Raw genomic sequence first — 26,006 nt, 5'->3', positions numbered from 1 at the left:
AGCGGCAGCGAGGCGGCCATTCCTGGCGGCGCCTGTCAGCGATGCGCAACCGCCACAGAGTGGCCGAGATGACCAGGAGGGCCATCGGGGACGGCGGGGGCCGTCCTGCGACGGCTCCACCTGCCTGCGTGTCGAAGAAGTAGTCGGGGCGAGAGGATTTGAACCTCCGACTCCTCGGTCCCGAACCGAGTGCGCTACCAGGCTGCGCTACGCCCCGTACGCTGCTGCGAGAGCAACGCCCGCCGAACAGCGGGCGCGCAACATCGCCAAGAGTGAGCCTCTTGTCAATACGAATTTGCGAACGGTGCGCCGGGACACCCCGCGCCCGCGCCGCACCTACACGCCCCTCACGCCCCCGCACGTCGATAAACCACGGGAATTCGACGACATCTGCCCCCGGCTGACCCCGGCGCCCCGGACGTTTCACGAAGCCAAGAATCGGTGGAGCGCAAGAAAAAACCCCCGCGACGTCCTTGCCCGAGCCGTGTTAAAGTGTCACTGGAATCCCGATGTTGCCGATACATTGCAGAGAGCGAGGCCCCTGTGGCGCCGGTGAGGATCTCGCCCCCTGCTCGGGCAACGTTGAGCCAGGGACCGCCCGTGCGGCCCCTTCCAGAACGGATCAGGACGAACCGGCTTTGCCGGTCGTGAGAGGAGGAACAGGTGGCAATTGAGCTTCCCGCTGTACGCATCCTGATCGTCGACGACGACCGGGCGATCTGTGACTACATGCAGACGCTGCTCGAGCGCGACGGCTATCAGGTCAAGACGCTGGGCGACCCAACGACGGTCGAGGAGGAGGTACGCGCGGGCGGCTACCACCTCATCATCCTCGACCTGATGATGCCGAAGCTCGACGGCATCGAGGTCCTCAAGCGCATCCGCAAGGTCGACAACGACATCGCGGTCGTCATCTTCACCGGCTTCCCCAACCTAGAGAGCGCCGTCGCGTCTATGAAGCTCGACGCGGTCGACTACATCAAGAAGCCGTTCAACGTCGACGAGTTCCGCGAGGTGCTCGCCCGCGTGATGCGCAAGAAGGGCCTCGCGCGGACGCCGGAGGAGCAGCTCCACCGTGTCATCGGCGACACGATCCGGAACCTCCGCAAGGACAAGGACCTCACCCTCAAGCAGATGGCGCGCCGCACCGGGCTCAGCGTGTCGCTGCTCTCGCAGATCGAGCGCGCCGAGTCCTCGGCGTCCATCTCGTCGCTCTACAAGATCGCTGTCGCGCTCGAGTCGCGCATCCAGGATCTCTTCGGCCACTACTGACCCGATCGGCGCGTCGATCGAGCGCGCGGGCCGCCGGGCTCAGCGGCGCGCGCCGCGCTCGATCGCCGCGTCGAGCCTCTCGACCTCGAGGCCCGCGAACGCGTCCACCTGCGCGCCGCTCGTGTCGTAGACGATCACGTAAGGCAGCTTCGAGACCTGCTTCAGGTAACGCCGGGCGAGCGGCGTGTCCCAGTCGCCGACGTCGAGCCTGCGGTACGCGACGTCCCGCCGGGCCTCGAGCACCGTGGCCATGTGCGCGTCCATCTTGCGGCACGGCAGGCACCAGCTCGCGGCGAAATCGAGGACCGTGACCTTGCCGGGGACGACCTGCGCGCGGAGATCGGGGATGTCCGCGCCGCCCTCCGCGATCGTCCGGGCGTCCGCGCCCTCGGGGAACGTCGCCCAGCCGAGGTACTGCCCCTTGCCGGCGCCGAGCACCGCCTCGAACCCCTCGTCGGCGGCGAGCCGCTTGACCGTCCCGGTGACGTCGAACGACGGCGACGCTGTCACGGCGAGCTCGGCGCGGCGCCTGTCGAACGACGCCGCGTAGACGCCGGGGCGCTCGCGGAGATCGGTGACGAGCTCGGCGCCGCACTCCTCGCAGTCGATGTTCCGCAGCGAGACGACGGTGGTGCGCGCGCCCTCCGGCGCAGGATCAGCGCCGCCGCAGGCGGACAGGCACAGGAGCGACGAGAGAGCGAGCGCGCTTCGCATCGTGATCTCCCGCGTACATTGGCCTCCTTCGCCGGAGGGCGCAACGTCGTGTAGGCTGGGCCGCGATGAGCACGCTCGTGACCCGTACACTCCCGGCCGATCACATCACGCCGGTCCGCGCGTACGCGGCGCTCCGCGCCCAGTCGCCGGGCCGCTCGTCGTTCCTGTTCGAGTCCGCCGTCTCCGGCGAGCGCTGGGGTCGCTACGCGATCCTCGGCTACCGGGCCCGCTCGGAGAGCATCCTTCCGAGCGGGTTCGACCCGTTCGCGACGCTGAGCGAGGGGCTCGGGCAACCAGCGTCGACGGACACATCGAGAGAGCTGGCGGCCCGCATCTGCCAGTCGTGGGTCGGCTTCCTCTGCCACGACACGGTGCACCAGCTCATGGGCATCGAGCCATGGCCCGAGGAGATGTACCTCGGGCGCGTCATGAAGGACGCGACGGTCGTCGTGTTCGACAGCGCGGCGCAGACGATGACCATCGCCGGCCTGTCGCAGGGCGCGGTGAACCGCTGCGCCTGGGAGCTGTCGCACGGGCCGGAGCAGCAGAGCCTGCCCGCGCTCGATCCCGAGGCGCTGCCGGAGCACCTCGAGACGCCGGTGAGCGACGAGGACTACGCCGCGAAGGTGACCGCAGCGCGCCAGCGCGTCGCCGCCGGCGAGGCGGAGGAGGTCGTGCTCGCCCGCAGGTTCAGGGCCCCGCTCCGGGGCGCGGATCCCTTCGACGTGTACCGCGCGCTGCGGCTGCTCGCGCCGTCGACGCACCTTTACTTCCTCGACTTCGCGGAGTCGCCGTTCGCGCCGGGGCTCGCGATCGCGGGCGCGTCGGGGGAGACGCTCGTCCGCGTCGACCAGGATCCGTCGGCAGGGCCGCGCGCCGGCGGCACGTCGCCTGTCGAGGCGCTGCGCGCCGCCTTCTCGAGCGGCAGCGCCGTCGGCGCGCCCGCGCCGCGCGCGACCGCGATCAGCCGCGCGCTCGAGGTCGGCTCGCGGCGCGTCTACGGCGGCGCGATCGGGTACCTCGGGCCGGAGGGCGCGGAGGTCGCGCACACGCTCGGCGCCGTGTGGATCGAGTCGGGGTACTTCGAGCTGATGACCGGCGCGCGCGTCGGGAACGGAAGCGAGCCCCACGCCGAGACCGCGCGGACACACCGCGATGCGCGCGGCGCGCTGTCGGCGATCCGCGCGGCGCAGGAGGCGCGCAAGGCGCACGACATCGCCGAGGAGAAGAGGGCGGCCGCCGAGAAGGCCGCCGCCGAGAAGGCCGCCGAGGACGACGCGCCCCGGGGAACGTAGAGCGCGCGAGGCGCTCGCGCACGCGCCCGCTCAGTCGCGCACGAGGCCCTGGCGAACGCGCCCGCTCGCGGCGGCGGGCTCCGCGGGAGAGCCCACGCGCACGGGACGAGGCTGCACAGCGGGGCCCGGCGAGGAGCCCGGCGGCGCGGCCACCGTCGCGTGCGCGCTGCGCTGCGGAGGCGCGAGGGGCGCTCGCCGGAAGGGCGCCGTGGACGCAGCGCCGGGCGCGGGCGGCGGCGCCTCGACGCGGCCCGCAGCGACGGCGGCCGAGAGCACGGCCGCGCGGGCGCCGGTCGCGGCCGTCGCCGCGAGCGTCGGGCGCTCGATCCGCGAGGTCGTCACGAGGAACGCCAGGCCGAGCACCGCGAGCAGGGCGGCCAGAAGGGTCCACCGCCCGCGCGCGAGCGGCGGGTCGCTCCCGCGCGGAAAGGCGGAGCTCGCCGCGCTGAGCAGCGTGTCGGGCTGCATCCTGCGATCCACGCCCGGCGGCTCGGAGACGGGCTCGGCCGGCGGAGGAGGGCAGGCCGCCGCGGCCTTCGCGCGCGCGAACGCCGCGACCAGCGCGCGCGCCGGAGCAGCGCGCGCCACGCGCGCAGCGGCGGGCGGGCGCAGCAGGCCGGACGACGGCGGCGGGGCGAGATCCGCGATGCAGACGAACGACTCGACGAGCTCCTCCACCGACCGGAAGCGCCGGGCACGATCGCGCGCGAACGCCTTCTCGAAGAAGTCGTCGAGCGCGGGCGGAAGACTCGGCACGAGCTGCGTCGCCGCGGGGGCCGGGGCGAGCAGGATCTTCGAGGCGACGACGCTGGCGATGTCGCCAGGAAACGGGACGTGACCGGTCACCGCGTGGAAGAGGACCGCGGCCAGCGACCAGAGATCGGTCTGCGCATCGAGGGTCCGTTCCGACCGGATCTGCTCGGGGCTGAGGTAGTGGAGCGAGCTCGCGCTGGTCTCGGCCGTGACCTCGCAGACGAGCCGCGGCGTGACCGTCCGCGGCAGCGCGAAGTCGAGCACCTTCACGATCTCCTCGCCGCCTTCCTGCGCGAGGAAGAAGCTCTCCGGACGGAGGCACTGGTGGAGGAGGCCCGCGGCGTGGGCGCGCCGCAGCGCCTCTCCGCCGTGCGCGGCGATGCGCGCGGCTTCCTGGAGCGACAGCCGGCTGCGCCGCAGCAGGCGCGCCGCGAGATCCTCGCCGGAGAGCAGGTCCATCGCCAGGTAGACAGCGCCGTCCTCGACGCCGTGATCGCGCACGCGCACGACGTGCCGCGACGAGAGCCCGGCGGCCCCGCAGATCCAGCGCTCGATGCGGAGGAGATCCCCCATGGCGCCAACCTGGTCGGGGCAGAAGAGCTTGAGCGCGACGCGCGCGCCGAGCTGCCGATCACGCGCGACCCAGACCGAACCTCGGTCGCGCGTGACCCGCGCGCCAGGACGCACGAGCTGCCGCTCCAGCAGATAATTCCCCCCAATGACGGTGCCCGGTGAGAGATCCATGTACCTGAGCCTCCTCCCCCGTTGAAAAGTTGCACATAGACTCCGGGGCGCAATTTCTCGCGGCACGGTTCGCTTGCGCGGCCGCCTTGGCCATGCTTGCGCTGTGAGCGTTCGCACGGGGGGAGCGCGACGGACGAGCGGGGCTTGTAAGGCGGCTAGCGTCCAGGGCTCTGCGGGTCGGGCGAAAGCCGGAGCGGCACGACGAACCGCAGGTCGCCGCCCTCCGGCGCCGGGAACGTGAGCGCGCGCGCGCGCCGGAGCACGCAGCGGGTCAGCCGTTCGTCCGGGAAGCGCGACTCGGCCTCGAACGCCTCGTCGACGGCGCCGCTGTCCGTCACGTGGAAGCGGATCGCGAGGCGGCCCCAGAGCGCCGGCGCGCCCGCGAGGGCCGCCTCGTAGCAGCTCCGCCACGCGGGCAACGCCTCGGCCGCAGCGGCCGCGATCGCCTCGGGCTGGAGCTCGCCGGTGCCAGGAGCGAGGACGGACGCCGGGGGCTCGACCGGGTCGTCGCCCGGATAGACCTGCAGCGTGGCCACCACCGTGGAGCCCGCCTTGGCCCTGGGCAGCGAGAGCGATCGCGCGCGCTCCGCGAGGCACGAGACGACGTCCGGCGCGGAGAGCGTGGAGGCCGTGGCGCGCGCGCCCGTCACCTTGCCGCTGCGGCTCACCGTGAGCCGCACGGTCGTCTTGCCGTGCAGCGACGGGTCCCGGTACGCGCGCAGCCGGTAGCACGAGTACACGTGGATCCAGAGGTGCCGCCGCGCGATGCGCTCCACGTCGCGCGCCTTGAGCGGCCCCTTCACCTTGCCGATGTCCACGATGATCCGCGGCAGCGGGTGCCCTTCGGCCGGAGGCGGCGGCGCCGGAGGATCTCCCCTGCCCCCGGCGTTCCAGCGATCGCGCTCGGCAGCCTCGGCCTGGCCGCGAGGCACGCGGTGCTGGCCGAGCTTGTAGGGCGGCTCGATCTCGATCGAGGGCCCGTGGGGCACGCCGCCCTCGCCGTCCACGGCGGGCGAGAGCTCGGCGGGCGCGTCGGGTGCGGGCGGTGAGGCCGCGGCCGGCGCGCGCGGATCGAGGGGAGCGGCGGCGGGCGCGGGCGCGGGCGCCGCGACGGGCGCAGGCCGGACAACGGCAGGCGCGGGGAGGCCGGACGCCTGCGGGGCCGGGCGCGGCGGCGCCGCGGCGGTGCACGCGGAGAGCGCGACGGCCGCCGCGAGGAGGGGTCGGGGATCGATCGCGAAGGGCGGCTTCATGGATGCTCTACCCGGGCGGCGCGGGCCGGGATGGCCGGCCCGCGCTCAGAACCTGAGGTCGCCGCGCGGCGCCTCGACCTTGCCGTCGAGCACCTCGATCGCGTTCGCCACCTCGGGGTCGTCGACCGTCGGGACGTGCACGAGGAACTTCACGTAGAGATCCCCCGGCTCCTTTCCCTTGCGGGCGATGCCCTTGCCGCGCAGCCGGATCACCTGGCCGGTCTGGGTGCGCGGCGGGATCTTGAGCGTGACCTCGCCGTCGGGCGTGGGGATGCGGATCTTCTCGCCCCGGTACGCCTCGCCGAGGGTGACGGGCACGTCGAGGTGGAGGTCGTCGCCCTCGCGCTTGAAGAACGGGTGCGGCGTGACGTGGATGTTGAGCAGCAGATCGCCGGGCTCGCCGCCGCCCACGCCCGGTCCGCCCTGACCGCGGATGCGCAGGCGGCTCCCCTCGGCGGCGCCGGGCGGGACGCGCACCGTCACCGGCTCCGGGTCGTCAGCGCGCTGGAGCTGGAGCGTCGTGCCCCGCACCGCCGAGACGAAGTCGATGGTGAGGTCCTGCTCGACGTCGCTGCCGCGGCTGCGCATCGGGTGGGCGCGGCGGCCCGCGCCGCCGCCGGCGCGGCCACGGCCGAAGAGGTCGCCCAGGATGTCGCTGAAATCGCCGCCGCCGCCGGGGGTGTTGCCGAAGATCTCCTGCACGTCGAAGCCGCCGGGGCCGCCGGGGCCGCCGCGGCCTCCGCCCGCCGCCCGGGCGTTCGCGTAGCGACGGTAGGCGCGGGCGCGCTCGGCATCGAAGTTCTGCGAGAGGCTCTCCTCGCCGAACTCGTCGTAGAGCGCGCGCTTCGTCTTGTCGCTCAGCACCTCGTGCGCCTGGTTGATCTCCTTGAACTTCTGCTCGTTGGCCTTCCCCGGGCTCTTGTCCGGGTGGTACTTCATCGCGAGCTTGCGGAACGCCTTCTTGATGGTGTCCTCGTCCGCATCGCGCGAGACGCCGAGCACGGAGTAGAGATCACGAGCCATGGTCGTCCGTCATCGTTCTTGGCTGCAGGAGCTGCAGGGGACGCGGGCCGCAGCCGGACCGCATCGGGCGGAAACCTAGATCTCCCTGCCGTTTTCGTCCACTGGTGCAGAGGCCCGCGGCAACCGGGGAGCGCGGCGCGGCGGGGAGCCTCAAACGCTCACCCTGAATGTCGTCCCGGTAGGAGAGTCGGCAACCTCGATGCCGTCGCTCTCGAGCTCCCGCCGGAGGGCGTCGCTCCGCGCGAAGTCCTTCGCGGCGCGCGCCTCGGCGCGCTCGGCGAGCTTCGCCTCGATCGCCTGCCGGGTCTTGCCGAGGAGCCCGAGGCGCCGCTCCTGCGTGCGGGCCTGGTAGACCGACGGCGGCGTCTGCAGCAGGCCGAGGACGTCGAGCGACGACCGCAGCGCCGCGTGGAGGCGGCGCGCGAGCGGCGGCGCGGCGCGGGCGACGTCCTGGTCCTTCCGCCGCCGCTGCGCGATGTCGGCGAGCTCGTTGGCCGCCTTGGCGACCTCGGCGATGACCGAGAGCACGACGGGGGTGTTGAGGTCGTCGTCCAGCGCCGCGGCGGCGCGGCCCGGGGCGCTGTCCGCGAGCGCAAGGAGCGCCGCGAAGCCCTTCGGGAGCCTCTCCGGGACCTCGGGCGAGGCGCCCTCGCCGGACGAGCCGATGAGCGCGGAGAGCGCGGACAGTCGATCGAGCGTCGCGTAGAGGTAGTCGACGCGGCGCTCGGCCTCGACAACGCCGGGGAAGACGACACGGCCGTCGTCGCGCCGCTCGGTGTCGAACTCGATCGGGCCCCGGTAATGGACCGTGAGCAGGAAGTAGCGGAGCGCCTCCGGGTCGTTGCGGGCGTAGACGTCGCGGAGCTTGACGAAGTTGCCGAGCGACTTCGCCATCTTCTCCTTGTCGACGTTGACGAAGCCGTTGTGGATCCAGATCGAGGCGAGCGGCGCCTCGTCCGGATGGGCGGCCTCGCTCTGGGCGATCTCGTTCTCGTGGTGGGGAAAGACGAGATCCATGCCGCCGCAGTGGACGTCGAAGCCGGCCCCGAGGTAGCGGCTCGACATGGCGGAGCACTCGATGTGCCACCCGGGCCGCCCCTTGCCCCACGGGCTGTCCCAGCCCCACCCGCCGGAGGCGACCCCCTTCCAGAGCGCGAAGTCGAGCGGGTCGCGCTTGTCCTCGCACGGCCCGACGCGGGCGCCGACCCGGAGATCATCGAGGTTGCGCTTCGAGAGCTTGCCGTAGGAGGGGAAGCCGCGGACGGCGTAGTACACGTCGCGGACGTCGCCGGACCGCTCGACCACGTAGGCCGCGCCCCGCTCGATCAGCCGCTCGATGAGCGCCACGACCTCCGGGATGTGCTCCGAGACCTTCGGCTCGACGTCGGGCTCGAGGCAGCCGAGGGCGGCGACGTCGTCGCGGTAGAGGCGGGCCATGCGGGCCGACAGATCCATCGGGGGCTCGCCGGACTCGGCGGCTCGCTGGAGGATCTTGTCGTCGACGTCCGTGATGTTGCGGACATAGACGACGCGGAGGCCGCGGGCCCTCAGGTGGCGGACGAGGATATCCGGGGCGAGCGCGGCGCGGCCGTGACCCACGTGCGCGACGTCGTAGGTCGTCGGGCCGCAGCAGTAGATGCGGACCTCGCCGGGCCGCCGCGGGACGAGCGGGGCGAGCTTCTGGGTCAGCGTGTCGTGGAGGCGCAGCTCGAACATCGCCCCGGGTCTATCAAGGCAGACGGATGCTGTCACGGGCCCGCGTGCTTAAGTAAAGCGCGATGCTCCCCGTCCGAGACCAACTGCCGACCCGCAAGGTGCCGGTCGTCAACTACCTGCTGATCGCGCTCAACCTCCTCGGCTTCTTCTGGATGCGGTCGCTGATCTCGGCAGGGATCTCGCCCGAGCGGGTGCTCTCCGTGTGGGGCCTCGTCCCGCTGCACCTGCTCCGGGAGCCGACCGACGCGTGGTGGACGGTCTTCAGCAGCATGTTCATGCACGATCCGACGGGGTGGGCGCACCTCGGGGGGAACATGCTGTTCCTCTGGATCTTCGGCGACAACGTCGAGGACGCGCTCGGCAGCCTCCGCTACGCGGCGTTCTATGTGCTGTCCGGCATCGCCGCCGCGGGCGCGCAGATCTGGATCGACCCCGGGTCGCAGATCCCGATGGTCGGCGCCTCGGGCGCCATCTCGGGCGTGCTGGCGGCGTACGCGTCGCTGTACCCGCGGTCGCCGATCACGGTGCTGAACCCGATCTTCCTCCTGTGGTTCATCTTCGGCCTGTTCCTGGAGCTCCCGGCGTGGCTTGTCATCCTCGAGTACTTCGTGGTGAACCTGCTGAACGGGCTCGGCTCGATCGGCGTGCGCAGCGGCGGCGTGGCGTTCTTCGCGCACCTCGGCGGGTTCGTCGCCGGGCTCTTCCTCGTGCGCCTCTTCATGATGGGGCGCGCCCCGCGCCAGCACGAGCGCTGGCAGCACTGGCGCGCGACACCCCGCCGCGACGCGCCGCGACGCGACGCGCCGTGGGGCGCGCCGCGACGGCGAGATCCCTGGGGCTGGTAAGGGGCGCGCGGACACGGCGCGCGGCGCGCGCCGGACGGCCGGCGAGGCGCGCGATCCGGGGAGGACCGCGCCGGGACGGCCAGGGCGCTCGTGGTTCGCCCATGATGCAAAAGCGTGATAGCGTCGGCCCGCAGCGATGCGACGACCCCTCCGAAGGCGCCCCACCGCCGCCGGCCCTGCGACCGCGACAGCGGTCCCCGGGGCCATGCTCCTCGCGCTCGCGCTCGCCGGCTGCGGCGGCCCGTCGTTCGACGGGACGATCTACCGCGGCCCGGACGTGGCGTTCCGCGTGCCGCCTGCGCCGACGAGCTGGCGGCAGCTCTCGGTGTCGGACGCGGCGGTGGCGTACCGCGACGACGCGAACGGGGCGACGATCGCGCTGAACGGGCGCTGCAAGAACGAGGAGGACGTCCCGCTCATCTCGCTGACCAACCACCTGTTCCTGCACTTCACCGAGCGCGAGGTGCTGAAGCAGGAGGTCGTCCCGTTCGACGGGCGCGAGGCGATGCACACCGTCGTCTCGGCGAAGCTCGACGGGGTGCCGAAGGTGTTCGACGTCTGGGTGCTCAAGAAGAACGGGTGCGTGTACGACATGCTCCTCATTGCAGATCCTGCCCGCTACGCCGCCGGCGAACCTGCGTTCACGCGGATGGTCCGCGGCTTCTCGACCCTGCCCGCCGATGACGACTGAGCCCAAACGGACCACGGAGGCGCCGTCCTCCTCGATGAACCCGGGTCCCGCCAGCGTGGCCCCGAGCAGCCTGCCGCCGAACAGCGTGGCCCCGCCGCCGCTCCCTCCCCCGCTGGCCAAGATCAACGACACGGCCGTCGGGTTCGTGGAGCACCTCGGGCAGTTCGGGCGGATGACCTGGGGGGCGATCAAGGCCATCTTCGATCGGCCGCTCGAGATCCGCTCGACCATCTATCAGATGGAATCGCTGGGCGTACGCTCGGCCGCCATCGCGTCCGTGACGGCGCTGTTCGTCGGGATGGTCATGGCGGTGCAGTTCGCCATCGGCCTCCAGAAGTTCGGCGGCATGGAGTACACCGGGCGCATCATCGGCCTGTCCTTCTCTCGCGAGCTCGCGCCGACGCTGACGGCCGTCATCGTCGGCGGCCGCATCGGCGCAGGCATCGCGGCCGAGGTCGGGTCGATGGCCGTCACCGAGCAGATCGACGCCATCCGGGCCCTCGGCGCCAACCCGCTGAAGAAGCTCGTCCTGCCCCGGCTCCTCGCGAGCATCGTCGTGATGCCCGTGCTCGGCGCGTTCGCGCTCGTGATGGGCTTCGGCGGCGCGATGCTGATCTCCGCGACCGAGTTCGGCATCCCCGCCGGCTTCTTCCTGAGGACGGCGCTCAGCTCCGTCACGTTCATGGATTACTTCAGCGGGATGTACAAGACGCCCGTCTTCGGGGCGATCATCGCGCTCGTCGGGTGCCACTTCGGGCTGATCACGCGGGGCGGGACCGAGGGCGTCGGCCACTCGACGACCCGCACGGTCGTGGTGACGTCGATCACCATCCTGATCGCCGACTTTTTCCTCACGAAGATGTCCATCATGTTCTTCCCGAGCCGCTGATCGCGGCCGGTCCGGAGGGCGCTCCCATGCCGCCGCCGACATCGCAGCGCCGACCGGGCCGCTTGCTCGTGGCAGCGCTCCTCGCCGGGACCGCGGCGTGCCAGGGCGACGCGGGGGGCCAGGACGCGGGGGCGCCGAGCAGCGATGCCGGCGCGGCGCTCGCGGCAGAAGGCGCGCCCGCGCCGCGGCGCCCGACCCGGTACTACCACCTGCGGAGGACGGACGACGGGTGCGAGCTGTTCTGGATCGACGGGGACCTCGTCTCGGCCTCCCAGGCGGTCGCGTGCCCGCCCGACCTCCAGGTAGGCGAGCGCCTCCGCCTGACGGGCAAGACGTGCCTTCGCGAGTCGGCGCAGACGCCCGCGCGCGCCGTGCCCGTCGTGTGCCCGCTGCCGCTCACGAACATGGAGAAGGCGGACAGGACCCCTCCGGACGCGGGGGCGCCGGCGGACGGCGGCAAGTGAGCTGAACCGCTGGCGCGGCAGGACAGGAGTCCTGGCGGCGCGGGGGATGGGTGCGAGGGCGCGCAGCCGGGCTCCTCCCCGGAGCATCGGAGTCCCAGGGGGACGCAGGATGCACGCGGATACCGTCGTGATCGGATCAGGCCCCGGCGGGCTCACCGCCGCGCTCGCGCTCGCGCGTGCGGGGCAGAAGGTGATCGTCGTCGAGCAACATTACCTTCCCGGGGGGTGGACCCACAGCTTCTCGCTGAATGGATACCTGTTCAGCCCGGGCGTGCACTACATCGGCGAGCTGGGGCCCGGAGGCGCCGTGAGGCGGCTCTACGAGGGGCTCGGCCTCTCGGGAGATCTGGAGTTCTGCGAGCTCAACCCGGACGGGCTCGATCACCTGATCATCGGCGACGAGCGGTTCGACGTGCCGAAGGGGTTCGATCGGCTGCTCGCCCGGCTCACGGCGCGGTTCCCCCACGAGGCCGCGGGGCTGGAGAGGTACTTCCGCGTCGTCCGCGGGCTGAGCGCCGACCTCGCGCGGATCGACACGATGCTCGAGTTCCCGAAGGCGCTGCTCCTGCCGTTCAAGGCGCCGAACCTCGTGCGCTGGGGGCTCCGCACCCAGGAGGCCCTGCTGGACGCGACGATCCGCGATCCGCTGCTGCGCGCGATCCTGGCCGCGCAGGGGGGTGACCACGGCCTCGCGCCGTCGCGCGTGGCGCTGCCGATCCACGCGAGCATCGTTTGCCACTACCTCGACGGTGGGTATTACCCGCGCGGCGGCGCCAAGCGCATCCCGCTCGCGATGATCAGGGCGCTGCGGCGGCTCGGGGGGCAGGTCCGGCTGCGCGCGCGGGTGAGGCGCATCCTCGTCGAGCGCGGGCGCGCGGCCGGCGTGGAGCTGGAAGGCGGCGAGATCCTCCGGGCGGCGAGCGTCGTCTCGAACGCGGACCCGGCGATCACCTACGGGGAGCTGCTCCCGCCGGAGCTGACCGCCCGAGAGCGCCGCAAGATCCGGCGGATGGAGTACTCCACCAGCCTGCTCAGCGTGTTCTGCGCCGTGGACATGGACCTCCGGGCCATGGGCCATGATTCAGGCAACTACTGGTGGTACCGCGGAAAGGACGTGGGCCGGATCTACGAGCGGATGGAGTACCAGATGCCGCGCGGCGAGGTGGACGGCCTGTTCCTGACCATCACGACGCTGAAGGACCCGGGACACCCGACGCGGGGAGATCACCACACGATCGAGATGTTCACGTTCGTGCCCCACGGCCCCTTCACGCGCTGGAAGGAGACCCGCACGGGCGAGCGGGGGGCAGACTACGAGGCGCTGAAGGAGTCGCTCGGAGATCAGGTGATCGCCGCGGCGGAGAACATCATCCCCGGCATCTCCCGCGCGATCGTGTTTCGCTCGGTGGCGACGCCGCTGACGAACGACTTCTACTGCGCCTCGCACCGGGGCGCCGCCTACGGCACCGCCAAGACGCCGTGGCAGCTCGGGCCGCTGTCGTTCTCCATCGGGACGAGGATCCCGGGGCTGTACCAGTGCGGCGCGAGCACGCTGAGCCACGGGGTGGCCGGCGCCTCGATCTCTGGCCTGATGGCGGCGCAGCGGATCACGGGCGCCGCGCGCATGGACGATCTGCTCGGCCCGGCGGACGGGTCGCTCCGGGTCTACCCGGCCGACCGGCCGGAAGAGTGGCTGCACGAGCGAGCGAAGGCGAGCGCCGCGGCGCAAGCGGACGTAACCGACGTAACCGACGTAACCGACGTGGCCGACGAGCTCAGCGAGATGGCGTGAAGCCCGCGTCCCGAACGAGCTAGCCCGCCGGGGTCCTCGACCGGAACGTGATCTGCACAAGCGGCATCACGTTGGGGTCGTCCTGCGTCTCCCGCTCGAACTGGAGCATATCGTAGTAGCCGCACCGCGGCCTGCCGGGGTAATCGCGGCAGACCTCGGGGCGCGCCTCGTAGATCGTGCAGCCGCGCGTCGTGAGGTCGAGGAAACGGCAAACACGGCCGAGCACCGGATCGGACTGCCGCCGGAGGATGCGCTCGTCGTTGTAGCGCTTCGTGAAGCGCTTCTCGGCGGCCTCGACCGTGAGGCCGAAATGGCGGGCGAGCCGCCGCAGGTCGCGGGGCGTCACCTCGACCCGCTCGTAGATGGAGCAGCAGTAGGCCGGGCACTTCGAGCAGTCGTAGGAGACGCGGCGCTTGGCCTTGAGGGTCGTGGTCATGGCTCGTGAGGAATGGACAGCCCACGCTGGATGAGAGCGGCGGAGCGCTGGCGGGCGGCGGAGCATACGCGGCCGAGCGAGCCCCCGCGATGGCGAAGTGATCGCGAGACGCGCGCTCAACATAGCGCGGCGGCGCCCGACGAGGAGCGCCCGCGCCGCGTCACTCGTTGAACCCGAGATGCTCCCGCGCCTCGGCCAGGCCGTCGCTCACCGCGAAGACGATGAGGTCGCGCGCCTCGGCGTTGCGCCCGATCCAGGTGACGCGGTCCTTGCCCGCGGCGGGCGGCGCGTTCGCGTGGCCGCCCGCCCAGGCGATGCCCGTGAGCGCAACGCTGAGATCGCCCACCGCGAGGAACGCGGCCCGGTTGCCCCAGCCGTTGATCGCCGTGTTGAGCGTCGAGGCGCGGTTGCCGATCGAGCCGATGACGTCCGCGGCGAGGATGCCAAGCTTCGGATCCGCGCCGCCCGACATCGCGCGATCGATGCGGCCCTGGTACTCGCGGAGGCGCCCGGCGTCCGCGCCCTGCGGCGACCACGACGGGGAGAAGACCTTCAGGTAGGCCGCGAGCAGCGGCCAGAGATCGATCGGCGCCGTCCGCGAGAAGGCCGAGGCGTTGGTCTGGAGGATCTTGACCGCGCGGTGGATGAGGAAGAGCCGGACGTCCTCGCGCGCCGAGGTGACGAGCGACTGGCCGAGGACGATCCTGGGCGGGCTCGTGGACGCCGGCACGCAGACGGCGCCGAGCGCGGCCGTCATGTAGACCTGCAGGTTGGGGAGGCCGTACGCCGCCCCGACGCCGCGGGCCAGGTCGGTGATGTCGGCGTGCTGCGGCGGCAGCGGCGTCGCCCGGATCGAGTCGAGATCGAAGGCCACCGCTGTGTCGAGCAGCGGGCCCGTCTTCAGCAGGAGCTCGCGGAACGCCGGGGTCATGAGCTCCGGCGCGAGGTGGGCGTCGAGGCGGGCGGCGCCGGCGGCGTTGCCCGCGCCGCCCATCGCGGCGTCGCGGCCGTCGAGCGCGGCGACCGTGGCGCGCGCGATCCGCGACGCGCCGGCGCGGCCGCGGAGCTCGGCGACCGTGGCGACGGTCGAGAACAGGTACGGCTCGAAGCGGCCGGTGTTGAGCGCCCGCCGCGCGTCGGCGAGGGCGCGGTCGAGCAGGACGTTCGCCGCGGCGGCCTGCTCGGTGCGCTGGTAGAAGCGGGCCAGCGCGCCGAGCGCGAAGTCGTCCTTCGGCCACGTCTTGCGCGCGGTGAGGAGCGTGGCCTCGGCCTTCTTCATCTCGCCCATCGACTCGTAGATCTCGGCGAGCTCCGCGGTGCGGCGGCACTTCAGCTCGGGCGCCTCCGCGGCGTTGATGAGGAGGTTCTGCTGCTCCAGCGCGCGGGCGCCGTCGCCGGCGCGCTTGTAGAGCGCGACGAGGCGCTCGCGCGCGCCCACGTCGCCCGGCGCGCGCTTCAGGATCTCCTGGTACGCGAGCTCGGCGCGCTCGGCGTTCGGGAGGTGCTCGTCGTACAGCTCGCCGAGGCGGAGGTAGATCGCGGCCTGCATCTCGGGGTCGGGGACGAGGCGCGCGAGGCGGATCCACGCCTGCTCGGCGCCGGTCCAGTCGCCCTCGCCGGCGCAGACGTCGGCGAACGCGGACAGGGCCTCCACGTGGTCGGGGTTCGCGTCGAGCGCGGCGGCGAGCGCCCGCTTGGCGGCCGCCGCGTCGCCCACGTCGGCGAGCGCCCGGCCGCGGAGGACCTCCATCTCGACGCGCTCCGCCGGATCGGTCACCGCGTCGAGGCGGCGCTCGAGGAGCGCGGCCAGCTCGGCGCGCGCGCCCTCGGCGACGTAGATCGCCTTGAGCCGCGAGAAGACGTCGGCGTACGACGGGTCGACCGTGGCGACCGCCTCGAGGACGTCGCGGGCCCGCGCGGCGTTCTGGACCTTGTCCTGCCAGAGCACGGCCGCAGCGTAGAGCGAGTGCGCGCGCCCCTCGGAGCCGACGCTGGCGCCCGCCGCGGACTCGAGCGCCGCGGCGGCGGCCGCAGCGTCGCCGCCGCGCTCGAGCGCGTCGGCGAGATCGAGGTGCGCGACGAGGTAGTGCGGGACGAGCGTGATCGCGTGCCGGAAGAAGGCGACGGCGTCCTCGATCGAGCCGGCGAGGAGGGCGTCCTTGGCGGCGCGCACCGACAGGGCGGCGGCCTCGGACGGGCGATCGGTGCGCTCGATGAGCTGGCGCTCCGCCTCGATCGCGAGGGCGTGATCCGCCTTCGCGCGGGCGTGGGCGGCCATCTGGCGCAGCGCCCAGATGCCCCGCGGCTCGTTCCGGTACGCGATCTGGACCGGCTCGAACGTCTCCTCCCACGGGAGCACGCGCATGCGCAGCCGCGCCGACAGGAGCGCGTGCGCGATCGCCTCCGGGCCGTCGAGGACGCGCGCGACCTCGACGGCTATCGGCTCGAGCTCCTCGTCTCGCCCCTCGCTGATGAGGTAGGAGGCGACCTTGCGGAGCGTCGGGAGGTGGTGCGGCGTCTCCTCGAGGATCGAGCGGCGCCAGAGCAGCGCGCTGCCGGCGTCGCTGCGCCCGAGCTCGTCGAGCTCCGCGAGGCGCTCGTAGATCTCGAGGCGCTCGACCACGTCCGTCGCCTCGCGGGCGCGCGGGATCAGCGCGTCGACGAGCTCGCCGGTGCCGTGGCCGGCGACGGCGGCGCGGTGGAGGGCGATCGGCGCGAGCGCCGCGTCGCCCGCGGTGATCGCCTGGCGAGCGCACGCGGCGGCCTGGCCGAGATCGCCGGCGCGCTCGTACTCGAGGGCGGCCTCCAGCGCGAGGCGGGCGGCCTCGATGCCGGCCGCGGCGACGTCGTCGCCGCCGGCGTGGAGCGCGCGCATCAGCTCGGTGGCGCGCTCGGCGCGCCAGGCGGCGCGGTCGGCCGGGGGCTCCGGCGCGAGCCGCTCGAAGAGCTCGCGCAGGCCGATGTCCTGCGGGCGCGAGCGGTGCGCCGACTCGAGGAGCGACGCGGCCGACGCGGGATCCGCCTCGGCGACGAGGAGCGCCTCGCGGACGAGGTCGTGGGCCCGCTCCAGCGGATCGGCCGCGCTCTCGCGGCGGGTCCTGAGCCACTCGAGGAGGCCGTCGCGGTCGACGCGGGCGCGCGCGCTGCGCTCGCCGAGGTGGAGCGCGACGGGGAGCTTCGCGTCGATCTGCGCGGCGCGCGAGAGCAGGCGCTCGCCCTCCTCGTTGTCGCCGCCGTCGAGCAGGCGGATCGCGGCCTCGGTGACGAGCACCGCGGCCCGCGGGCCCTCCTCGAGCGTGAGCGCGTGCTCCGCGAGGATGCGCGCCGCGCCGACGCCGCTCTCCTGCGCGGCGCGGGCGCGCGCGGCGCCCTCGTGCTGCGGATCCGCGGCGCGGGCGCGATCGAGGTCGCTCATCGCCGCGCGCTGGTCCCCCGCGATCTCGGCGATGACGGCGGCGGCGAGCGCGCTGTCCCGATCGGACGCGACGTCGCGGAGCGCGGCCACGCTCCTGGCGACGCGGGCGCCGCGATCGCCGTCGAGGTCGAGCTCGAGCGCGAGGGCGCGGAAGAGCGAGCTCTCGGGCGCGTTGTCGCCGTAGGTGAGCACCGCGCGGGAGAAGGCGTCGCTCGCGTCGATGCCCTCGGCGGCGATCGCCTCGCGCGAGAGCGCGCGGCCGAGGCTCGCGGCGGCGCGGGCGCTCGCGCCGCCGATGGCGCGCACGCCCCTCGGCGCGGGGTCGCCGTCCTCGAGCGCCCCGTCGGCCGCGACGCCCGGGTCGCTCAGGGCGGCGCTCGCGGCGGCGCAGAGCGGCGCGAACTCGGGATCGCCGGCGAGGGCGTCGAGCCACGGCTCGATCTCGCCGGCGGATCCGCCGGCGAGCGCCGAGAGGACGACGTGATCGGCCGGCGAGAACGCGCCGCCGGCGCCGCCGCCCTCGAGCGTGGCGCCGCGGGCCGCGGCGGCGTCGCCGAGCTCGATCGCCTGCGCGGCGAGGGCGCGGCGCGCCTGGCCGCCGTGGGAGCCGGACGTGACGCTGCGGAGCGCGGCGAGCGCCGCCGGGCGGGTCTCCCTGCGCGCGGCGCCCAGCGCGGCGGTGAGCCAGGCGGCCGCGGGCGCGAGCGAGGTGTCTCGCAGCGGCTCGAGGCTCGCGAGGCCCTCGGTGAGATCGCCGGCGCGCAGCAGGGCGCGGGCGCGGAGCAGCGCCTCGTACGGGGTGGCCGCCGCGGCGCGGGCGCGGCGCGGCGCGCCGCGGTGCGCGGCGACCTGGGCGCACGCCGCGGCGAGCGGCGCGAGCTCGGGCGCGTCGGGGAGGCGGAACTTGGCGATCGCGGCGGAGGCCGCCGCGTCCGAGTCCGGCGCCGCGAGCGCCTCGCAGAAGCGCTGCACGTGCGCGCGCGGATCGACGGGGTGGATCCGGGCCGCGAGCTCCAGGCGCTTGTGCGCGCCCTCGGGGTCGGCGAGCGAGACGCGGGAGAGCTCGGCGCCGAGCACCAGGTTGTGGCAGCGCGCGTCCGGCGTGCCGAGGATGCGGGTCTCGGCCTCGAGCGCGTCGAGCGCGCCGGGCAGATCCCCCTCGCGCATCAGGAGCCCGCGGTGTTGCCGGTGCGCGAAGACGAGGCCCGGGGCGAGGTCGCGCGCCTCGGCGGCGACGGCGCGGGCGGTCGCGTCCTCGCCGGCCATCACGTAGAGCTCGGCGACCGGCAGGAGGGCGCGCGACCTGGCGGTCGGATCCTCGATGAGCTCGGCCTCGGCGCGGAGCCACGCGGCGCGCGCCGCCCAGACGTCGCGCTGCTGCGACTGGACGAGGATCGCGCTCGCGTCCTGCTCGCCGGGGAACACGGACGCGGGCGGCGGGATGGAGGGCAGCGGCGGCAGGCTCTCGGGCGCGCTCGCCGGCGCGACCGAGCGCGGCGCGAACGCCGACCGGACCGACGGCCGCCGGTCCGCGACGCGCGTCTTCGCGAGATCGTCGTCGGCGTCGGCGTCGACCACCCCGTGGATCAGGCTCGACTCGTCGACGAGCTCGCCGGGATCGCTCTCGATCGCGGCCTTGTCCCAGAGGTCGGCGGGGGCAGACGGCTCGCCGGCGTACGGCCGGGTCGTGGGCCCGGGCTCGTCGAGGGCCTTGGTCTCCTCGTCGTCGAAGCCCGTCGTGTCCTCGTCCTCGATGCCGCTCGCGAGCTCGTCCTCGAAGCCCCGCGTCGGCGCGGGGCGCCTGCTGCTGACGACGCTGGGCGGCGCGAACTCGAACGGGGGGTCGCCGCCGTCGGGGATCGGCGTCGCGCGGTCGCCCGGCTCGGCGGTGTCCTCGTCGTGCACGGCCTCCGATCGCCTGGACGCTGGAGGCAGCGGAGGCGGCGCGACGGCGGCGGACGGCGGCCGCGGCGCCGTGAACCTCGCGGGCGCGGCGGGCGGCGGGATCCTCGGCGTGCGATCGCTGGGCGTGAGATCGCCGCCGAGCGACGCCTTCACGTCGCCCGGCCTGCCCGAGCGGGGTGGGACCGCGGGGCGGGGCAGCGACGCGGGCCGCGGCGGCGAGGACGACGTCGGCCGCGGCGGCGTGGGCGTCGACACGGGCAGCCGCGGCGGCGCGGGCGGCGGCGCGGCGTTGCGGCGCGCGCCGGTCAGCGCGGGCGCCGAGGTCACGACGCCGTCGTCGGCGTCGTCCGCGCGCTGGTCCTCGAAGAGCATGTCGATGAGCGCGTCGCTCTCTCCGGCGCTCTGCACGGGCCGCGCGGGCACCGGCACCGGCTCGCGGGAGAAGAGCTGCTTCAGGCCGCCCTCGCCGACGCGCTCCCCCTCCTCGGCGGCGCGGATCGATTTGATGAGCTCGTCGGGGATCTTGGCGAGGAGCGTGGCCTCCTCGACGTCGCCCTCGGACACCGCCGCGCCGTACATCGCCGGCGGCGGGACGGTGATCTTCTCCTGCGACGGCGTGCCCTCCTCGCCGCCGTTGCCAGAGGAGCTCTTGGATTGCGGATTCTTGCTCACCGGACCCCCATCCCGAGCTTCTTCCGGAGCTCGAGGTAGCTCTGCGACAGGACGAACGCGACGAGCTGGCGTGTCCGCTCGCTCTCGGCGACGACGCCGCCGAGCTGCTCGCGCGGGGTGCCGAGGATGTCCGAGAGCACCAGCGAGACGTCGCCGGCGGCGATGACGGCCATGCGATCGATGCTCCTGCGGGCGGCCTGCGCCCAGCGGTGCGGGTCCTGCTGGCTCGAGACGATGCGCTGGCACACCTCGGCGATGGCCTTCCGGGTCGCGCGCGGCATCTCCCTGTGGATGGCCCGCGAGACCTCGCCGAAGACGGCGTAGGGCGGGTGCGGGACCGCGAGGCCCGACTCGATGCAGGCCGCCGCGACGAGCGAGGCGACGGTGTTGTCGTCCCGGGTCCTGAGCGACGTGATGCCCCGGCGCAGCGCGAACGCCTCGCGCGCGATCGCCGAGCGCGAGGCGGCGTCGAGCGGCGTCGTGATCTCGGGGCCGAGCACGAGCGCGGGGAGCTGGCCATAGACGCCGGTGGCGCCGCGCGGGCTCGGGCCGCCGACGTAGAGCTCGAAGTCGGTCTCGAAGCTCAGCGCGCCCATCCACTCGGCGACGGCGACGCGCAGCGGGTGGCCGCCGCGCGACTCGATGCGGTCCTTCTTGCCCACGCCGAGCGACACGAGCGAGGGGCCGAGCGCCATGGTGATCGTCTCGGCCATCTTCGCGAACAGCTCGCCCACCGGCCCGGTGTCGAGGGGGTCGGCGATCTCGGCCATGGCCTTGGCGTCGAGGGCGATCTGCGGGCGCGCCGGGACGCGGCCGTCGATCTTCCTGAGCTCCGCGCTGATCCCCTCGTCGCTCCGGCCGAGCGCGACGAGGGCGCCCAGCGTGGCCTGCCGGAGCGCCGCGTCCTGGCCGGCGCCCGCGATCTTCGCGAGGAGCGCGACCCGGTCGGCGTCGATCGGGTCGGACGCGAGCGCGTGGATCAGCGTCGACTTGGCGCGGCCGAGCACGCGGGTGCGGAACGCGGGATCGTAGTCCGTCGTGAGGACGAGATCGATCGCCTCGCCGTCGTCCGGCGCCTCCTCGAGGAGCTTCGCGGCCGCCCTCTCGGCGCGGCGCGGGGCGCGGAGCTGGTCGCGGTAGATCGCCATCGCGAGCCGCGCCGCCTCGATGCGGCCGGCGGGGGTGTCGCGCTCGACCATGAGCTCCTCGAGCAGGCGCGTGGCCTCGTCCCAGGAGCCGACCCGGGCGGCGACCCGGACGAGGCGCTCGCGGACGGGGAGCGTCGACAGGCCGGCCCGGTGCAGGCCGACAAGCACCTCGAGCGCCCTGTCGTGCTCGCCCAGCTTCTCGTACGCGTCGACCGCGGTGATCCCGGACATGAGGCGCTGCTCCCCCGGCGCCTTCGCGACGCGCGAGAGCTCGGCGTAGAAGGCCGCCGCCTGGCCGAGGTCGCCCTGCGCCTTGGAGATGTCGGCCGAGAGCGCCAGCGCGCCGATGTGATCCGGCTCGAGCAGCGTCACGTTCTCGAGCGCGGCGAGCGCCTCGTCGAGCTTGCCCTTCTTGCGGAGCACGCGCGCGCGCTCCCAGAACAGCTTGCAGATCTCGAGGTCGCTGTCCGCCACGCCGAGCCGCCGCTCGATGATGTCGAGCAGCCGGCCGTCCTCGTTGCGCGCGCGGACCCGGCGGAACAGCCGATCGAAGGCGACGCCGCGCCGCGGGTCGCGCCCGAAGGCGCGATCGAACGCGATCTCCGCGTCGTCGTGGGCGTCGGTGTGCTCGAGGAGCAAGAGCCCGGCGCTCTCCCAGAACTCCGCGCCGCGCGCGTCGTCCTTGCTGAGCGCCCCGAGCTGCGCCGCGGCGAGCGCGGTCGACACGGGGTCGCGGAGCGCCTCCGACGTGGCGCGGACGCCCTCCCAGGCCGCGATGTCGTCGGGCCGCCGCTCGACCACGGTGCGGAACGCGGCGAGCGCCCGCTCGTGATCGCCGGCGGCGAAGTCCGACCAGCCCGCGAGGCCGAGCGCGGTGAGCTGCGCGTCCTCGCCGAGCGCGTCGCCGAGCCCGTGCAGCGCCGCCGCGCGGCGCCGCGGATCGCAGCCGGGGAGCGCGAGCTCGAGGTTGGCGAGCTGCGCGGGCGCGTGCTCGCCCGAGAGGAACGGCCGCGGCAGGTTCGGCTGGTCGAGCGCGCCGACGATCGCGGCCGAGGCCTCCATCGCGGCGCGGGCCTCGCCCGCCAGGTGCCGCGCGAGGGCGCTCCGCGCGGCGACCTCCGCCTCGCGGTCCTCGGCGCCGAGCGCCGCGCCGAGCCACTCGAGGTCGGCGTGCGGGCTCGGGTCGGCCGCGGCCCACGCGGCGGCGCGCGCCGCGGTGCGCGCGCGATCCTGGTCGAGGGTGCGCGTGAGGCGGAAGCGCTCGGCCTGCGCGACGGACGCGGCGCCGTCGCCCTGCTCCTCGATGTAGTCGAGCGCGCGCTCGACGGCGCTCCGCTGCTCGAGGGCAGGCTGCCAGAGGAGCCTCCCGAGCGCGGCCGCCAGGGCGAGGTCGTCGCTCGCCTGCGCCTCGAGCGCCGCGAGCGCCGCGAGCGCCTCGTCCGGGTCGCCGCCCTCGGCGGCGCCTACCTCGAGGCCGAACCGCGAGAGCGCGAGCGCCGCCGGGTCCTCGCCCGCCTCGCCCGCCACCTCGAGGGCGCGGCGCCGGCTGTGGAGGTCGTCCGCCTCGTGGCCGCGGAGCGCCCACGTGAGCATCGTCGCGCCCGCCCGCGCCGCCTTGCCGCGCGCGGCCTCGAGCTCGTCGACGGCGCGGGCGCGCTCGCCGGCGCGCCAGAGCAGGATGGCCGCCTCGATGTGCAGCGCCGCGGAGAGATCGGCATCGTCGATCGCCGCGGCGCAGGTCGAGAGCGTGGCGGCCGCGGAGGTGGGGCTGCCGGCGCGCCGGTCCAGCTCGGCCAGGAACACAGCGACGACCTGGTCGTCCGCGGAGCGCTCGAAGAGCGCGCGCAGCCGGGTGCGCGCGCGGTCCAGCTCGCCGTTGCGGGCGCTGCGCAGGGCCGCGACGAGCCAGAGCCCGCGCGCGGTGTCCTCGCCTTCGACCTCGGCGAGCGCCTCGATCACCGTCGGCGAGCGCCGCGGGGCGGCGCCGGCCTCGTCGCCGGGCTCGCGCCGGCTGCGGACGAGGTCGACCGCGAAGGCGCCGAGCGTCCTCCCGAGCCACGCGTTGGGCGCGGCGCCGTCGTCCGCGCCCGCGGCGGCGAGCTCGGCGAAGGCGCCCTCGGCGCCGTCCGCGTCGCCCCGGAGCAGGCGGCTCCGGCCGATCTCGAACCACAGGCTCGCCTTCTCGGCCGGGTCGACGCCGGTCGAGAGCAGCCGCTTCGTCGACTCCTCGTACCAGGCCGCGTCGCCGCGCAGCGCCGCGAACGATCGCCCGAACCGCGCGAGCACGCCAGGGTGGACGCCGGCCATGCCGGCCTGCGACAGCGCCGCCTTGGCCGCGCCGACGTCGTCGGTCCGCACCGCCCAGACGTACGCCGCGAGGAGCAGCGCGCGCCCGCGCGCCTCGTCGCCGCCGTACGACGCCGCGGTCGCCTCGAGCGACGCGGCGAACGCGGACGGATCCTGGCCGTCGCCGAGCAGGTCGATCTCCAGCGCGCGCGCCGGGATGCACTGCGGATCGGCCGCGAGCGCGCTCCGGAGCGCCGCGAGCGCTGCCTCGCGATCGCTCGCGAGCGCCGCCGCCTCGGCGATGCGCAGCCACAGCGCCGCGGCGCCGGGCCCGTTCGCGCCGCGCGCGATCTCCTGCTTCGCCAGGCCGGCGGCGGCCTCCGCCTCGCCGGCGGCCTCGAGCGCGGCGATGCGCGCCCGCCCGAGCAGCGCCGACTGGGGCAGCCGCTCGGCGGCGCGCTCGAGGAGCGACGCGAAGCCGCCCGTCCCCGCGCGCTGCGTCAGCTCGGCGGCGCGGAGCCACGCGTCGGCCGCGTGCTCCGGCTTGCGCATGGTCCGCGGGACGCCGTTGGCCTCGCCGCTCGCCTCGTCGTCGAGCGCGTCGGCGATGAGCTCGGCCTGCCCCTCTAGGGCGCGCGCGAGCGCGCCGAGGTCCTCCTCGCGGCGCGCGATCGCCTCGAGCGCGAGCTGCGACCTGAAGCGCGCCCGGCCCTCGAGCGCCGCGGCCGCGTCGAGCAGCTCGTAGGCGCGCTCCACGTTCTCGGTCGCCGCGGCGAGGTCGGCGAGCTCGATGAAGAGCAGCCCCTTCCACGTCGGGTCGGTCGCGAGTTCGGCGCGGGCCTCGATCGCGCGCATCCGGCCGGCGAGATCGCCTTCCTTGGCCGCGATGAGCTCGAGCTCGAGCCACGGCGTCGCGTCCTCCGGGTTGCTGAGCGCCGCCTCCTCGAGCGCCTCCTTGGACGCCGAGAGGTTCTGCTCGTGATCCTGGAGGTACGCGGCGCGCTCCCAGAACGCGCGCGCCCGCTCCTCGGGCGTGGCCGCGGCGCGCGTGAGCGCGTCGAGCAGCTTGCCGAGGTTCTTGATCGATTTGCGCCGCGTGAGGATGCGGACGAGCGCCTCGAGCGGCTCGCGGAACTGCGGATCCGCGTTGAACGCGGCGAGGTAGTCGCGCGCCGCCGTGGGCTCCTCGCCGAGCGCCTCCTCGAGCGCGCCGAGCTCATGCAGCAACAGCGCCTGGAGCTGTCGCTCCGGTTGGTCGCCTTGCTCCGCGCGAAGACGCGCGATCAGGGCCGTCATGCTTTCCACCTGCCCCTCGGGTGCCTGAACCGTCATCTCGCCTGCGACGCCTCCGAAGGGGGTCTCATCTGTGCGCAACGCATGACGATGGCGGAGAGTAGCGAACCGAAGCGCGCGGAGTAAAGCGCGCCGGGCAGGGGGTGGGCTCGGGCAGCGCCGCGCGGCGCTCGCGCTCCGGCGGTCGAGGCGCGCAGGGGCGCGCAGGGGCGCGAGGCGCGGAGCGCGCGTCCTCGGAACCTTCGGAAGACGAGGAACGCGGTGCGCTGCCGCGCGCAGGGGCGCGAGGCGCTCGAGGGTGGAGGTCGCTCGCTGGCGAGCCGAGGGCGACGAGACGAGGAGGAGGGAGCGCCGGACGACGGTGCGCGGCGAGCGGCCAGGCGGCGAGCCGCCTGAGACGCCTGTCGATCGAGGCCGCCCGGCGAGCTGGGGCCGGGCGCTCTCGCTAGGCTTTGCCGAGGACGGCCTCGAGCTTCTCGTTGACCTTCGACTCGATCGTGCCCTTCATCGCCTTCAGCAGGAACGGGAGATCGATCTCGACCTGCACCGCCGACGCCTCGACGCGCACGAGACCCTTCGTCCCCTTGGCGGCGCCGCCGGGGGCCTCGAAGCGGATGAGATCGCCATCCCACCGCCACTGGAGGCCGAGCTTGTCCTCCATGCCCCGCGCGAGCACCTCCGCGCGCTGCCGGGCCTCTTCCTTGCTGAGCGAGTGCTGCCGGCGGATGTCGATCGTCGCCATACGGTATCTCCCCTCGTTCGCGCGGCGACGCGCCGCGCGCGGTGCGCCTTCTTACTCGATCCGCCGCGTGATCCAAAAGCCGCGCGGCGTGTCGACCGGGCCGCTCACCCCCCCCTTGGGGAGGCTGAAGAGCTCGTACTCGGGCGCGGGCTCGAGCACGCCGCGCGGGATGAAGCCGAGGTCGTCGGTCGAACCCTTGTCGCCCTTGTCGACGGCGGCCTTGAAGTCTGTCCTGGCGACCTCGGTGAGCTCCCTGGCGAGCGCCAGCGCGGCGTCCTTGGATCGCGCGTTCGGCGGCGCGCCCTGGGCGCCCCGGTACTGGACCAGCACCACGCCGAAGCGCACCTTCTTCGGGGCCTCGGTGGGCAGCCCGGGCGGAGCCTCTCCTGAGAGGAGCGTGATGCCCGCGTCGGATCGCGTCGCCTGCTCAGGGCCGCTCCCCGGGGCGCCCTCGACGCCGGCGTCGGTGCCTGCGTCGCCGTCGTCCGCCGCCGTCGGCGCCGTCGCCGCGGGCGCGCCGGCGTCGACGGCCGCGCCGGCGTCGGCGGGCGCGCTGGGCGCCCCGCGGCCCTTCGGGCCGCTCTGCGCGATGACGAACGCCACGGCGCCCGCGAAGAAGAGCGTGTAGATGACCGCCGTCGACCGCTGCATGGGCGGC

At 74.2% G+C, this 26,006-nt stretch carries 17 protein-coding genes and 1 tRNA gene; 7 read left to right on the top strand and 11 right to left on the bottom strand.

Features of this window, described 5'->3' with window-relative positions:
* Window positions 1-143 precede the first annotated feature (143 nt).
* Window positions 144-217, bottom strand: a tRNA-Pro gene (locus tag WMF42_RS03420).
* Between the two features lie 446 nt (window positions 218-663).
* Here WMF42_RS03420 and WMF42_RS03415 point away from each other — a divergent pair.
* Window positions 664-1,272 (top strand): response regulator, encoded by a 609-nt coding sequence (locus tag WMF42_RS03415; protein WP_020732843.1) that lies wholly within the window; start codon window positions 664-666, stop codon window positions 1,270-1,272.
* A 39-nt stretch (window positions 1,273-1,311) separates the two neighbouring features.
* Here the strand turns inward: WMF42_RS03415 and WMF42_RS03410 are convergent, their stop codons facing one another.
* Window positions 1,312-1,986, bottom strand: a complete 675-nt coding sequence (locus WMF42_RS03410; RefSeq protein ID WP_437690136.1) for a TlpA family protein disulfide reductase — start codon at window positions 1,984-1,986, stop codon at window positions 1,312-1,314.
* 77 nt (window positions 1,987-2,063) lie between these two features.
* Here WMF42_RS03410 and WMF42_RS03405 point away from each other — a divergent pair, with 77 nt between their 5' ends.
* Window positions 2,064-3,281 carry a chorismate-binding protein gene (locus tag WMF42_RS03405; RefSeq protein ID WP_437690134.1) on the top strand — a complete coding sequence of 406 codons (1,218 nt, stop codon included), beginning with the start codon at window positions 2,064-2,066 and terminating at the stop codon, window positions 3,279-3,281.
* Between the two features lie 30 nt (window positions 3,282-3,311).
* Here WMF42_RS03405 and WMF42_RS03400 read toward each other — a convergent pair whose 3' ends face one another.
* From WMF42_RS03400 to cysS, 4 genes are all read right to left on the bottom strand, one after another.
* The gene (locus tag WMF42_RS03400; protein WP_437690132.1) at window positions 3,312-4,778 is read right to left on the bottom strand and encodes a serine/threonine-protein kinase; all 1,467 of its coding nucleotides are present in this window, start codon (window positions 4,776-4,778) and stop codon (window positions 3,312-3,314) included.
* A gap of 155 nt (window positions 4,779-4,933) precedes the next feature.
* Entirely contained in the window at window positions 4,934-6,031 is a 1,098-nt protein-coding gene (locus WMF42_RS03395; protein WP_437690130.1) for an AgmX/PglI C-terminal domain-containing protein, read from the bottom strand.
* A 45-nt stretch (window positions 6,032-6,076) separates the two neighbouring features.
* Complete coding sequence (locus WMF42_RS03390) at window positions 6,077-7,054, bottom strand: DnaJ C-terminal domain-containing protein (RefSeq protein WP_061611452.1); 978 nt, start codon at window positions 7,052-7,054, stop codon at window positions 6,077-6,079.
* 150 nt (window positions 7,055-7,204) lie between these two features.
* A complete protein-coding gene (gene cysS / locus WMF42_RS03385) occupies window positions 7,205-8,770 on the bottom strand; it encodes a cysteine--tRNA ligase (protein ID WP_061611453.1) in 1,566 nt (521 codons plus the stop codon).
* 62 nt (window positions 8,771-8,832) lie between these two features.
* On the opposite strand from cysS, the gene WMF42_RS03380 reads away from it, so the two are divergent.
* The 5 genes from WMF42_RS03380 (at window position 8,833) to WMF42_RS03360 (ending at window position 13,451) form a co-directional block, all read left to right on the top strand.
* Window positions 8,833-9,615, top strand: a complete 783-nt coding sequence (locus WMF42_RS03380) for a rhomboid family intramembrane serine protease (protein WP_061611454.1) — start codon at window positions 8,833-8,835, stop codon at window positions 9,613-9,615.
* Window positions 9,616-9,751: 136 nt separating this feature from the next.
* Complete coding sequence (locus tag WMF42_RS03375; protein ID WP_061611455.1) at window positions 9,752-10,306, top strand: hypothetical protein; 555 nt, start codon at window positions 9,752-9,754, stop codon at window positions 10,304-10,306.
* Between the two features lie 34 nt (window positions 10,307-10,340).
* Window positions 10,341-11,195, top strand: coding sequence for an MlaE family ABC transporter permease (locus tag WMF42_RS03370; RefSeq protein WP_437690127.1), 855 nt, complete (start codon window positions 10,341-10,343; stop codon window positions 11,193-11,195).
* Window positions 11,196-11,263: 68 nt separating this feature from the next.
* Window positions 11,264-11,659, top strand: coding sequence for a hypothetical protein (locus WMF42_RS03365; RefSeq protein ID WP_233562340.1), 396 nt, complete (start codon window positions 11,264-11,266; stop codon window positions 11,657-11,659).
* A gap of 109 nt (window positions 11,660-11,768) precedes the next feature.
* A complete protein-coding gene (locus tag WMF42_RS03360; RefSeq protein WP_437690125.1) occupies window positions 11,769-13,451 on the top strand; it encodes a phytoene desaturase family protein in 1,683 nt (560 codons plus the stop codon).
* 19 nt (window positions 13,452-13,470) lie between these two features.
* Here WMF42_RS03360 and WMF42_RS03355 read toward each other — a convergent pair whose 3' ends face one another.
* The 5 genes from WMF42_RS03355 to WMF42_RS03335 all read right to left on the bottom strand — a co-directional run bounded on the left by WMF42_RS03355 (window position 13,471) and on the right by WMF42_RS03335 (window position 25,999).
* Window positions 13,471-13,887, bottom strand: coding sequence for a YkgJ family cysteine cluster protein (locus WMF42_RS03355; RefSeq protein WP_061611459.1), 417 nt, complete (start codon window positions 13,885-13,887; stop codon window positions 13,471-13,473).
* Window positions 13,888-14,047: 160 nt separating this feature from the next.
* Entirely contained in the window at window positions 14,048-19,879 is a 5,832-nt protein-coding gene (locus tag WMF42_RS03350) for a hypothetical protein (RefSeq protein ID WP_437690123.1), read from the bottom strand.
* Window positions 19,876-24,609, bottom strand: coding sequence for a hypothetical protein (locus tag WMF42_RS03345; RefSeq protein WP_437690121.1), 4,734 nt, complete (start codon window positions 24,607-24,609; stop codon window positions 19,876-19,878). Before WMF42_RS03345 ends, WMF42_RS03350 begins: the two co-directional genes overlap by 4 nt.
* 442 nt (window positions 24,610-25,051) lie before the next feature.
* Entirely contained in the window at window positions 25,052-25,348 is a 297-nt protein-coding gene (locus WMF42_RS03340) for a polyhydroxyalkanoic acid system family protein (RefSeq protein ID WP_061611500.1), read from the bottom strand.
* Window positions 25,349-25,399: 51 nt separating this feature from the next.
* On the bottom strand, window positions 25,400-25,999 hold the full coding sequence (locus WMF42_RS03335; protein ID WP_434045474.1) for a peptidyl-prolyl cis-trans isomerase: 600 nt from the start codon (window positions 25,997-25,999) through the stop codon (window positions 25,400-25,402).
* Window positions 26,000-26,006 lie beyond the last annotated feature (7 nt).

Origin of the sequence: Sorangium sp. So ce176 (assembly GCF_051519835.1) — a bacterium.
In the GTDB taxonomy this organism is placed as follows: domain Bacteria; phylum Myxococcota_A; class Polyangia; order Polyangiales; family Polyangiaceae; genus Sorangium; species Sorangium cellulosum_G.
Note: the sequence above shows the minus strand (reverse complement) of the source record. Positions and strands in the feature narration are given on the sequence as shown.